Raw genomic sequence first — 12,520 nt, 5'->3', positions numbered from 1 at the left:
AATTTATTTTAATGTTGTCCGAAATCGAGAAGTCATTTTAATGATCTCATTAATTTCTGTATTTAATTCTTTTGTTTTTTCTTCATTTAAAAAACCGAGGTCAGACGCGATTAATAATTGTGTTTCAACTTCATATGCTGAACCTATGGCAATTTCTAAAAATCGAGAGAAATCTTTATTAGAATTTATGGAGGAGCCTTCTGCTATATTTGATGGTATAGAAACAGAAGCCCTCCTTAATTGATTTGTTAACCCAAATTTTTCTTCGTTTGGGAAAGTTGAAGTAACAGAATAAATAACGGTACAAAATAGCCGGCTTCTTTTCCAAATTTCTAATTCTTTAAATCGGTGCATATTTGGTTTTTATACTTAATTGTCCAAGTAATCTAAAGAGTCTAATAATCTGAAAAGTCTAATTAATACTGTTCTTTATCATTCGGGAAATCTGAGGATTTTACATCGGCAACGTATTGACCAATTGCGGTAGTCATTCCTTCGTACAGGTTCATATAGCGACGCAAAAATCTTGGACTAAATTCATTATTCATTCCAAGCATATCGTGGATAACCAGAACTTGTCCGTCAACACCTCCGCCGGCTCCAATCCCAATTACGGGAATTGAAATACTTTTAGCCACTTTTTCGGCCAAATTAGCGGGTATTTTTTCTAAAACTAATGAAAAACAGCCTAGTCTTTCCAGCAGTTTCGCATCTTCAATGAGTTTGTCGGCTTCTTCTTCTTCTTTGGCACGTACGGTATAGGTTCCAAATTTATAGATGGATTGAGGAGTTAATCCCAAATGACCCATCACTGGAATTCCGGCGTTTAATATCTTTTTGATTGACTCTTTTATTTCTTTTCCGCCTTCTAGTTTTACGGCATGTCCGCCGCTTTCTTTCATGATTCTGATGGCAGAACGTAAGGCTTCTTTTGGATCTGATTGGTAACTACCAAAAGGCAAGTCAACCACAACCAAAGCTCTTTCTGTTGCTCTGACAACCGAAGAAGCATGGTAAATCATTTGGTCTAATGTAATGGGTAAAGTCGTTTCATGACCTGCCATGACATTGGACGCCGAATCTCCAACAAGTATAACATCGATACCGGCGGTATCCACAATTTTTGCCATGGTATAATCATAAGCCGTCAGCATGGAGATTTTCTCGCCATGGGCTTTCATCTCGATTAATGACTTTGTGGTAATTCTTTTGTAATCTTTTTTTGCTACAGACATTCTGTTCTTTTTTAGGAACTGTAAAAGTAGTAAAACAAATTCTTATGGTACAAAAAAACGGATCCGACTTTCGTTGAATCCGTTCTTTAAAAATGTAGGTTAAAGACAATTGTTACCGCTGTTGAATTTAAAAATGCTGATTTTTCTATCAGCGTATTTTTCTATCAATTTTGGTAGATTTTTTTCCGATCTAAAGTATTATTCTTGAATAAGTTATTAATAAATTAGAATAGAAATTTTTTAGGTTTTAATAGTAAATATTAATCTTTAATTAAAAAGTTTTTTAAAAAATCCTTTTCCTATAACAACATCTTTTATATACATTTCGTAAGACATCTTTTTTTCTTCAAGAAATCCTGCTAAATATTTTTCGCTTGCATCTAAACCACTTACTTTTTCGATTTGTAATAGTCTTTGGTATAATGGCTCAATATGGTTTTTGAGAGCATCATTAGGAACTGCCTTTCTTTTTCCGATGTAATTTTTAATTTCTCCGTTTTTTTCTTTAATGATTTCAAAATCAGTAATCATCCAGTAATATCTTCCTGATTTCGCTAAATTTTTTACTACAGCATGAAAGTTATTTCCACTTTTCAAAGAATCCCATAAAATTTTGAAAATAACTTTTGGCATATCAGGATGTCTAACAATATTATGAGGCTGTGCTATCAATTCATAATCTTCATAACCAGAAACATCTATGAAAACATCATTTGCATACTCAATTGTTCCAAATTTATCTGTTCTGCTTAAAACAATTTTCTTTTTATCCCAAACAACTTCTCTGTCAATAGGTTCTGGTCTGATAAAATTTTGCTCCATAATAATTGTAATTTATAGTTTATAGTTAAAGTTAGTATTTACACTATGCTATTGAATTAGCCCGTATTTCATAGAACTAGAGGTAACGGAAGTTTATCTAAAAACCTTTAGAATACTTTTTAGAATTTAATTCGGGGGTAAATATAGTTGATTTATCGTACAAAATAAATTTTTGTACAAATATTAGTAGAATAGTATTCGAATGTTTTACTGCTAATTAGTAGCTTAGAAAGGCCTATTGTCTATAAAATGACATGCTACATTTTTTTAATCTATTTTATTCATCTAGGTTAACCGAATTGGAAATTAGGTCTAGATTGAAGACTGTAAAAATAACTTATCCCTCTTCTGAGGTATGTTTAAGTGATTTTATTTCTTGGGTGTCGTTTGTTATTTATATTTAGGCTTTCCGTAAAATCTTGTACATGTTTTTACCTTTCGCCAATTCGTCTATCAACTTGTCTAAATAGCGTATCTTTTGTGTCAACGGATTTATAATTTCTTCCACCCGATAGCCACAAATAACGCCTTTAATTAGATGAGCATTTGGATTCAATTTGGCATTGTTAAAGAATGTATCAAACGTTACTTTCTCATTAATCAGTTCTTGCAGTTTTAGATCATCAAAACCGGTTAGCCATTCAATGACTTGATGCAATTCCTCTTTTGTTCTGCCTTTACTCTCCACTTTTTTAATATAGTGAGGATATACCGATGCAAATGTCATTTTTGCCATTCGCTCATTGTGTTCAGCAGTTGTTTTCATACCTCATGCTTTTATGTTATTCCAATTCCTTTTTTAAGAACTTCGCGGTATAACTTTTTTTGTTTTTGGCAACTTCTTCGGGAGTTCCTTTGGCAACGACTTGTCCGCCGCCTTTTCCGCCCTCGGGACCAATATCAATGATATAATCGGCTAGTTTTATCACATCCATATTGTGTTCGATAATCAAAATCGTATTGCCTTTGTCGACCAGTTTATTGATAACATCCATCAATACGCGGATATCCTCAAAATGCAAACCTGTTGTAGGTTCGTCCAGAATATAAAAGGTGTTTCCAGTATCTTTCTTGGATAGTTCTCCAGCCAATTTGATGCGTTGCGCTTCACCGCCCGAAAGCGTTGTGCTTTGTTGTCCCAAGGTGATATACCCCAAACCAACATCTTGGATGGTTTTTACCTTGCGGTAAATCTTCGGAATCATTTCAAAGAAAGGAACTGCTTCATCAACTGTCATATTCAATACATCCGAAATGGATTTTCCTTTGTAGCGAATTTCTAAGGTTTCCCTGTTAAAACGTTTGCCTTGGCAGGTTTCGCACTCTACATATACATCCGGTAAAAAGTTCATTTCGATGGTTCTTACCCCAGAACCTTCACAGGTTTCGCAGCGTCCACCTTTGACATTAAAGCTGAAACGCCCGGCTTTATAACCGCGAATCATACTTTCGGGAGTTTTGGTAAATAAGGCTCTAATTTCGGTAAAAACTTCGGTATAAGTCGCCGGATTGGAGCGCGGCGTTCTCCCGATTGGACTTTGGTCAATGTCAATTACTTTATCGATGTGTTCCAAACCTTCAATCTTTTTGTAAGGTTGTGGTTTTTTTACGCCATTAAAATAATAGGCATTCAAAATAGGGTAGAGCGTTTCATTGATCAAGGTCGATTTTCCACTTCCTGAAACACCGGTAACGCAAATTAGTTTTCCTAAAGGTAGCTCGATAGAAACATTTTTCAGGTTGTTTCCCGTGGCTCCGGTGAGTTTTAGGGATTTTCCGTTGCCTTCGCGTCTTTTTTCGGGAATGTCAAATTTCATTTCGCCATTCATGTATTGGGCGGTAATGGTATGTGATTTAAGCATTTCGGCAGGAGTTCCTTTGCTGATAATTTCTCCACCAAATTTACCTGCTTTTGGACCAATGTCAATCACATAATCGGCACGCTCAATCATGTCTTTATCATGTTCTACCACGATCACCGAGTTTCCTATATCGCGTAATTGTTCCAAAGAATGGATTAGTTTTTCATTGTCTCTTTGATGAAGACCAATGCTGGGTTCGTCCAGAATATAGAGTACGCCAACGAGTTGGGATCCAATTTGGGTTGCCAATCGGATGCGTTGTGCTTCTCCGCCGGAAAGTGATTTAGAACTTCGGCTTAAAGCCAAATAATCTAATCCTACATTCATTAAGAAGTCCAATCGATCCTTAATTTCTTTGATGACTTCGGTGGCGATACGCTTTTGTTTATCTGATAATTGGCTGTCTAATTTTTTGAACCAAGCCGTCAAATCCGAAATATCCATATTGCACAATTCGGCAATATTTTCGTCATTGATTTTAAAGAATAAGGCTTCTTTTTTCAGTCGAGTACCTTCGCAAACTGGGCATTTTACTTCGTCCATGAATTCCTTTGCCCAACGCTTGATAGTGGTAGAACCACTTTCGTCGTGTTGGTTTTTTATAAAATGGGCGATTCCCTCAAAATCTATTTTATAGTCTCTGGCAACGCCCAGATCTTTGGAGTTTATGGTGAATTTTTCCTTTCCGCCGTTCAAAATCATTTGCATGGCTTCTTCGGGGATTTTTTCGATGGCATCGGTAATCTTGAAACTATATTTTTCTCCGATGATTTCCAATTGCTTGAAAATCCAGGATGATTTGTATTCGCCCAAAGGCGCAAAACCACCTGCTTTTATTGACAATTTAGGATTTGGGATAATCTTTTTGACATTAATTTCATTCACTGTTCCCAGTCCGTTGCAATGATCGCAAGCACCTTTTGGAGAGTTGAAAGAAAATAAATTAGGTTCCGGATTTTGATAGGATATTCCCGTGCTAGGACACATTAAGTTTCTGCTGAAATAACGAACTTCATTTGAATCTTGGTCCAAGATCATCAACACATTTTCGCCGTGATGCATCGCCGTGTTAATGCTTTCGGATAATCTTTTTTCATTATCAGGAGTAGCTTCAATAACCATTCTGTCTACAACAATTTCAATATCGTGGGTTTTATAACGATCCAGTTTCATTCCGGCTGTGATATCTAGAATGTCGCCATTAACACGCACTTTCAAGAAACCTTGCTTGGCTATTTGCTGGAATAATTCGCCATAATGTCCTTTTCGGGCTCTAATAACCGGAGCCAAAATATTGATGCGTTTAGCGGTGAAATCCTGTATGATAAGGTCTTTGATTTGCTCATCAGAATAACTGACCATTTTTTCTTCCGTATTGTAACTGTAGGCATCTGCGGCGCGGGCATAAAGCAAACGCAGGAAATCATATATTTCGGTAATTGTTCCTACGGTAGAACGCGGACTTTTAGAAGTTGTTTTTTGTTCTATGGCAATAACAGGCGAAAGGCCGTCTATTTTATCCACATCAGGACGTTCCAGTCCCCCAAGAAATTGTCTGGCATAAGCCGAAAAAGTTTCTACGTAACGGCGTTGTCCTTCGGCATAAATCGTATCAAAAGCCAAAGATGATTTTCCAGAACCCGAAAGACCGGTAATCACTACCAGTTTTTCACGAGGAATGGAAATATCTATGTTTTTTAGGTTGTGAACTCTGGCGCCTAGAACTTCTATGGTATTGTCTTTATCTAACATATTTTTGCAAAAAAGCAAAGTTACCATTTTGATTTGTTCTTTTGATACTAGAGTATAGAAGATTATGTTAAAAAGGAATCAGAATTTATTCTATTGTCATCGATTTCAGCTTGGTTCGATAGGCTTCTAAGGCTACCGATTTAGATATAAATCCATAATATTTATCATCTTTTATCACAGGAAGGTTAGCCACTTTAGAAGTTTCAAATTTATTCATTACGGTTTCCATGCTGTTAAAAGGATAAATAACTTCGGCCGGATCGATCATAATTTCTTTCACTAAAGTATATTTTACCCTATAAGTATTGAAGATGATTTCTCGTATGTTATTGAAATGAACAATACCCAATAAGTGCTTTTCTTTGTCTACAACCGCAAAAACAACCTGATTGGAATGCGAGATTAAATCGACTAATTTTTCTAAATTTTCATTGGGAGAAACTGTCAGATAATCGGTTTGAATAATAGAATTGGTGTCTAATGTAGAAAGGACATTGGTGTCTTTATTGCTAGTGAAAGCATGGCCTTTTTTTGCCAAATCTTTTACGTCCATCGAATGTTTTTCAAATCGTTTTGAAATAGCAAAACTAATCGAAGAGACAATCATAAGCGGAATCATTAAGCTGTATCCGCCCGTTATTTCGGCAATTAGGAAAATCGCGGTTAATGGTGCATGAAATAATCCGCTCAAAATTCCGGCCATTCCCACCATGGTAAAATTACTGACGGGTAAATTTGTAAGTCCCGTAAGGTTTATGGCCTTGGAAAACACAAAACCTATATAGGAACCCATAAATAGTGAAGGCGCAAAATTACCTCCATTTCCTCCAGATCCTAATGTAATGGCTGTTGCAAAAACTTTTACCATCATTGTCAAACCAACAAAGATGAGAAGCATCCAGTTATTGTTTTTAAAATCACTAAAAAGAGTGTTTTCTAATATTTTGCTTGGATTGTTTTCGGATAGGATTTTGATGCTTTCATAACCTTCGCCAAAGAGTGTAGGAAAAATAAAGATAAGTACCGCTAAAATAGAAGCTCCAAACATTGCTTTCTTGTAAGGGCTTAGTTTAAGTCGGGCAAAAAAATGTTCGGTTCTTTGGAAATTACGGGTGTAATAAACAGAAATAAAACCGGTTACGATTCCTAAAAGTACATAAAAAGGGATTTTATGGTAATCAAAATCCTGTTGTTGTTTGAAATTCAACAAAATGGTTTCATCTAATGTAATTACCGAAACCAAGGCACCTGTTGCGGCTGCAATCATTATGGGAGTAAATGCCGAAATACTCACATCGACTAACAAAACTTCGATAGCAAACAAAACACCGGCAATAGGTGCATTAAAGGCTGCGGCTATTCCCGCTGCGACACCACAACCAATAAGAAGGGTTCTGTCTTTGTAACTTAATTTATAATTTTGGGCATAATTAGAGCCAAATGCAGCGCCTGTAATCACAATTGGACTTTCTAAACCGGCTGATCCACCCAATCCTACCGTAAGGGAACTAGTAATAATTTGCGCATACATCTGTTTTTTTGGAATGATGCTGGCTTTTTTGGCAACACCATATAAAATTTGTGAAGTTCCTTTTTCTATGGTTCCCCCCAAAACCTTTTTGATTACAAAAACGGTCAGTAAAATCCCGACTATCGGTAAAATGCTATTAATGAAACTAAGCTTTAGAGTGCCATTGATATAGGTAGCAAATAAGAAAACCCAGTGGGCAAATGACTTTAAGATAATTACCGCAAAGGCAACAGATATACCAACTAATACACTGGATAAGAAAATAAATTGTTTTTCACTCAGGATTGATTGCCACCAAGCAATTATACTTTCTAATTTAGAAATATATTTTTTAAACATTTATCTTTTTTTGAAAGGGCTAAATTACTATTATTTTACGCACCGTTATATATTTTTTTAATGCTTCTTTTCTGCTTAAAGGTTTTAAAAGAGTAACCGAAACAAACTCCTTAACGGCTTTAGGATTCGTTTTAGCGTATTCCCGTAATGCCCAACCAATTGCTTTTTGAATAAAAAATTCAGAAGATGATTGTTGTTTAATACAGATTGTTTTTAACAAGTCAAAATTAGTTTTTTCCTTGTATCCCAATTGAAATAGAATTACGCTTCTGTTTAGCCACATATTGTCAGCATTGGAGAAAAGAGCGACAACAGTATCAATCTCATCTGGGAATCCTAACAAGTATTCTCCAAGGATATATTTCGAGATGGTATCCACACTATCCCACCAAGAATTTTCAGTTATCAGCTTTTCTATTAAATGGATATCTTCTTTTAAATAATTTTTTTTGAGTTCTTTTATCAAAATCTCGATGGCGCAATAATGAAATTCCCTTTGTTCTTTTGCAAATAATTGTAAAGCGATTGTTCTGGAATTCTGGCTAACTTCTAGTTTGTTTTGCTTCCAGATTTCTTTGAAAACCTGCCTTCTTTCGGTTGTTTTTATTCCAAAAAAAGCAAAATGATTCCTCATGTATTTAGCCATAGCGACTGCATTTTCGGGATTGCTGCTTTCTTGAAATGCAGTCTCTAAAGAAAAAATAAAATTCATAAATAAAATTCAAGATTAGAAACCAACGGATTTATTATCGCCTCTTTTGTCTGCACCACCTTCCAATTTCCCATTGGGTAAAACTAAAATGGCATCCACTTTACCGATTATTTCCTTGTTTTTTTCGCTGATTATGTAGCCTTTCTCTTTTAACTTTTTTAATAATTCAGCTGAAAATGAATTGGGTTCGAATGTAATTTCGTCGGGTAACCATTGGTGATGAAAACGAGGTGCATCTACCGCTTCTTGCATACTCATGTTAAATTCATAAACATTCAATATCGTTTGCAATACCGATGTGATGATGGTAGAACCTCCGGGAGTCCCTACGACCATGAATAGTTTTCCGTTTTTCTCTACTATAGTTGGCGTCATGGAGCTCAACATTCTTTTTTCGGGAGCGATGCTGTTGGCTTCGGTTCCTGTAAGACCGTATAAATTGGGAACTCCGGGTTTAGCGCTAAAATCATCCATTTGGTTGTTCAAAAAGAAACCTAATTCATCACAATAGATTTTAGAACCATAATTATCATTTAAAGTTGTTGTCACCGAAACAGCATTTCCTTCTGTATCCACAATGGAGTAATGCGTGGTTTGCTTGCTTTCGTATCCATTAATTTCGCCGTTAGCAATGTCGGATGATTTGCTTGCTTTTTCGAATGAAAAATCACTCATTCTATTTTTTAGATAGCCAGGATCAACTAATTCTTTTAAAGGTAGTTTTACAAAATCTGGGTCACCCAAGAAATAATTCCTATCTGCATAAGCTCTTCGCTCTGCTTCGGTAATGAGTTGTATCGCTTTTTGGCTGTTATGTCCCATTTCGGAAAGATTGTAGGGCTCAATCATTTTCATAATTTGATTCAGACAAATACCGCCACTACTAGGAGGAGACATCGAGGTGATTTTTAAATCTTTGTATTGAAAAGTGATTGGTGTTCTCCATTTTGCTTGGTATTTATTTAAATCTTCCAATGTTATATTGCCACCTTTTTTGGAAAGAAAAGCAATCAGTTTTTGAGCCGTTTCTCCTTTGTAAAATTCATCGCGACCGTTTTGTGCAATTCGTTTTAGAGTGTTTGCCAAAGCAGGATATTTAATGGTGTCACCTGCTTTGTATGCTGCAGAAAACAAACTGTTAGCGCCATTGGCTTTGGTGAACGCTGTTTTGTATTCTGCTAAGCTTTGCGCTTGTTGTTTGGTAACGATTACACCTCTTTCTGCTAATGCAATTACAGGTGCCAAAATTTCTGCTATGGGTAGAGAACCAAATTTTTTATGGACTTCAAATATTCCAGCAATTGTGCCGGGAACTCCAGATGCCAGCGCTGTGGTCGTACTTTTGCCTTCAATTACGTTTCCGTCTTTATCGAGGTACATATCTTTGGATGCGGCAAGTGGTGCTTTCTCTCGATAATCTAAAGCTCCTGTTTCTCCATTGGCTTTTCTGTAAACCATGAATCCGCCGCCGCCAATGTTTCCGGCTTGTGGATAGGAAACAGACAATGCCAGTTCGGTGGCGATCATAGCATCAAATGCATTTCCGCCTTTTTTCATTATTTCGACTCCAATTGCGGAGGCTTCTTCACGTGCCGAAACAACCATGGCTTTATCAGTAACCACGCCCGTTGGAGTCATCATTTTTTCGTTCGATTTACAACCAAAAAGGGCTAAGAAAAGAAGTAAGATTATTTTTTTCATGGTAGTAATGTTTATAGATGTTATCTCATTATAATTAACTTTGTTTTAAATGCTCCTACCACATAGAAGCATAGAATTTTAGTTTGTGGATAAAACGCTTCGCTATAAAAACGCAAACATAGTTTTTACTATTCTTTAGGTAAATTTTTATAATATTCATTTACAAAAGTTTTTTGTCCCTCTTTGAAAATATTGAAACAATTAAAATTTATCAAAAATACCTTTTGGAGACTTCAATAATTTCATATGGTTTAAAAGTTTTGCATCAAAAACGGGATGCATTTTTTTAAAGAATAAAATTAACCTAATATTTCTATGTGGTAAAATTTTTTAAATCCCTTGTAATTTTTCCGTAGCAAAAGCTCTCAATTCTTCAAAAAACGCAGTGAATTCCTGCTCAAATTCGGAATAAAATTCTGTTAGTTCTTCGGTCGAAAAACGCATTTTTGATTCATTAGCGGTGCGTTTATCCATTTTGGTCAATATGTATTTGATTCCTTCTATGGTTTGATAACTAACCAACCAATTTTCCTGAATCATGTACGGCAACATTTTTTGAACTCTTTCCGGAAGTATTGCAAGATTGTCGTTCATGGATTGGTAAAAGCGCTGCACAAATTCGACTAAATTTTCATCTGAATAATTTGTCCAGTTTTTTGCTAAAAAATGATCGTAAAACACATCGACAATCACGCCGGCATAGTGATGGTATCGGGCGTGTAGTTTTTTGGTGCTTTTTCTAAAAACAGGATGTGCATCGGTGAAGGTATCTATGGCTCGATGCAGGATAATTCCTTTTTGGACATCCAAAGGGAAATTTTCAAAATGTTTTCCCCGAACGCTATCAGCTATAAAATTACCAATTTTGATTGAATCGTTATCTCCGGAAAGATAAATATGTGCCAGAAAGTTCATTTCTTTTTATTTAATCCACAAAGGCGAAGAGTCTTTTGTAGAATGTAAATATAGAAAAAAGCTTTTTAACATACTTTACGAAATTACATCGAAAATTTTGCTGTTTTGCTTCTTTGCAACCAAGCTACTTTAGCTATATTTGTGATTCGAAATTTTAAAAAAATATTAAATACAAAAGATGACTTTAATAAAATCGATATCAGGAATTAGAGGGACAATAGGAGGGAAAGTAGGAGATAACCTTACACCGGTTGATGCGGTTAAATTTGCTTCGGCTTATGGAACTTGGCTTAAAAACAGCCTAGATCCTTCAATTAGCAGAGAGGATAAATTAAAGGTAGTTGTAGGTCGTGATGCTCGTATATCTGGGCCTATGATTCATAATTTGGTGATAAACACGCTGATTGGTTTAGGAATTGATGTGATTGATTTGGGTTTGTCTACGACTCCAACTGTGGAAGTTGCCGTTCCGCTTGAAAAAGCCGATGGAGGAATTATTCTTACCGCTTCGCACAATCCAAAACAATGGAATGCTTTAAAATTATTAAACGGAAAAGGGGAATTTCTTAACGGTATTGAAGGTGAAAAGATTCTTAAAATCGCTGAGGCTGAAGCTTTCGATTTCTCGGATGTGGATAGCTTAGGCGAAATCACCGAAAATGATGCCTATATGGATATTCATATCGATGAAGTATTGGACTTAGCTTTGGTAGATGTTGAAGCTGTAAAAGCGGCAAAATTTAAAGTGGTAGTTGATGGCGTAAATTCATCAGGAGGAATTATCATTCCAAAATTGCTGAGAATGATGGGTGTTGAAGTGATCGAACTTTACTGTGAGCCTAACGGACATTTTCCACACAATCCAGAACCTTTGAAAGAACACCTTACCGACATTTCAGAATTGGTGGTTAAGGAAAAAGCGCATTTAGGCGTTGTGGTTGATCCTGATGTAGATCGTTTGGCTTTCATTTGTGAAGACGGTGAAATGTTTGGCGAAGAATATACCTTGGTAGCTTGTGCTGATTATGTGTTGAGTAAAACTCCGGGGAATGCTGTTTCTAACATGTCATCTTCCCGCGCTTTGCGTGATGTTACAAAAGTACACAACGGAAATTACGAAGCTAGTGCCGTAGGTGAGGTGAATGTTGTGGAATTGATGAAAAAGAATAATGCCATCATAGGCGGAGAAGGAAACGGCGGAATCATCTATCCAGAGTCGCATTACGGTCGCGATAGTTTGGTGGGTGTTGCTTTGTTCTTGACCCATTTGGCCAACAAAAAAATGAGCGTTTCGGCCTTGCGTGCTTCTTATCCGGAATATTATATGAGCAAAAACAAAATCGAGTTGACTCCACAAATTGATGTAGATGCAATTTTGCTTGCTATGACCGAGAAATATAAAAATGAAGACATCACAACTATTGATGGAGTGAAAATTGACTTTGCCAATGACTGGGTGCATTTAAGAAAATCGAATACGGAACCAATTATCCGTATCTATACCGAAGCACCTTCGCAAGCACAAGCAGATGCTCTTGCACTTCGTATTATTGATGAAATAAAAGTGATAGCAGGAATCTAAAAACAGCTATTCTTAAAATTTAAAAACCCCTTTCAAATTCAACTTTGAAAGGGGTTTGTTTTTTGGGTT

General features: G+C 36.1%; 10 protein-coding genes. 1 reads left to right on the top strand and 9 read right to left on the bottom strand.

The genetic code is table 11. The features are described 5' to 3' along the window. Positions 1-3: 3 nt before the first annotated feature. From ACMDB5_RS12665 to ACMDB5_RS12625, 9 genes are all read right to left on the bottom strand, one after another. Positions 4-354 carry a four helix bundle protein gene (locus ACMDB5_RS12665; RefSeq protein WP_413998624.1) on the bottom strand — a complete coding sequence of 117 codons (351 nt, stop codon included), beginning with the start codon at positions 352-354 and terminating at the stop codon, positions 4-6. Positions 355-416: 62 nt separating this feature from the next. Continuing rightward, on the bottom strand, positions 417-1,235 hold the full coding sequence (gene panB / locus ACMDB5_RS12660; protein WP_413998623.1) for a 3-methyl-2-oxobutanoate hydroxymethyltransferase: 819 nt from the start codon (positions 1,233-1,235) through the stop codon (positions 417-419). A gap of 267 nt (positions 1,236-1,502) precedes the next feature. Continuing rightward, the gene (locus ACMDB5_RS12655; protein ID WP_413998622.1) at positions 1,503-2,057 is read right to left on the bottom strand and encodes a PAS domain-containing protein; all 555 of its coding nucleotides are present in this window, start codon (positions 2,055-2,057) and stop codon (positions 1,503-1,505) included. Between the two features lie 400 nt (positions 2,058-2,457). Then, positions 2,458-2,823, bottom strand: coding sequence for a DUF2200 domain-containing protein (locus tag ACMDB5_RS12650; protein WP_413998621.1), 366 nt, complete (start codon positions 2,821-2,823; stop codon positions 2,458-2,460). Between the two features lie 16 nt (positions 2,824-2,839). Beyond that, on the bottom strand, positions 2,840-5,671 hold the full coding sequence (gene uvrA, locus ACMDB5_RS12645) for an excinuclease ABC subunit UvrA (protein WP_413998620.1): 2,832 nt from the start codon (positions 5,669-5,671) through the stop codon (positions 2,840-2,842). An 85-nt stretch (positions 5,672-5,756) separates the two neighbouring features. Then, complete coding sequence (locus ACMDB5_RS12640) at positions 5,757-7,541, bottom strand: chloride channel protein (protein ID WP_413998619.1); 1,785 nt, start codon at positions 7,539-7,541, stop codon at positions 5,757-5,759. A 19-nt stretch (positions 7,542-7,560) separates the two neighbouring features. Further along, on the bottom strand, positions 7,561-8,253 hold the full coding sequence (locus ACMDB5_RS12635) for a DNA alkylation repair protein (protein ID WP_413998618.1): 693 nt from the start codon (positions 8,251-8,253) through the stop codon (positions 7,561-7,563). A gap of 15 nt (positions 8,254-8,268) precedes the next feature. Continuing rightward, positions 8,269-9,954: a gamma-glutamyltransferase gene (gene ggt, locus ACMDB5_RS12630; RefSeq protein WP_413998617.1), complete on the bottom strand. Its 1,686-nt coding sequence runs from the start codon at positions 9,952-9,954 to the stop codon at positions 8,269-8,271. A 330-nt stretch (positions 9,955-10,284) separates the two neighbouring features. Beyond that, the gene (locus ACMDB5_RS12625) at positions 10,285-10,869 is read right to left on the bottom strand and encodes an ACP phosphodiesterase (protein WP_413998616.1); all 585 of its coding nucleotides are present in this window, start codon (positions 10,867-10,869) and stop codon (positions 10,285-10,287) included. A 178-nt stretch (positions 10,870-11,047) separates the two neighbouring features. Here ACMDB5_RS12625 and glmM point away from each other — a divergent pair, with 178 nt between their 5' ends. Then, positions 11,048-12,451 carry a phosphoglucosamine mutase gene (gene glmM / locus ACMDB5_RS12620; RefSeq protein WP_413998615.1) on the top strand — a complete coding sequence of 468 codons (1,404 nt, stop codon included), beginning with the start codon at positions 11,048-11,050 and terminating at the stop codon, positions 12,449-12,451. Positions 12,452-12,520 lie beyond the last annotated feature (69 nt).

This window comes from Flavobacterium sp. W1B, assembly GCF_047344965.1.
In the GTDB taxonomy this organism is placed as follows: domain Bacteria; phylum Bacteroidota; class Bacteroidia; order Flavobacteriales; family Flavobacteriaceae; genus Flavobacterium.
The sequence above is the reverse complement of the archived record's forward strand: the minus strand, read 5'-3'. Positions and strand labels throughout refer to the sequence as shown.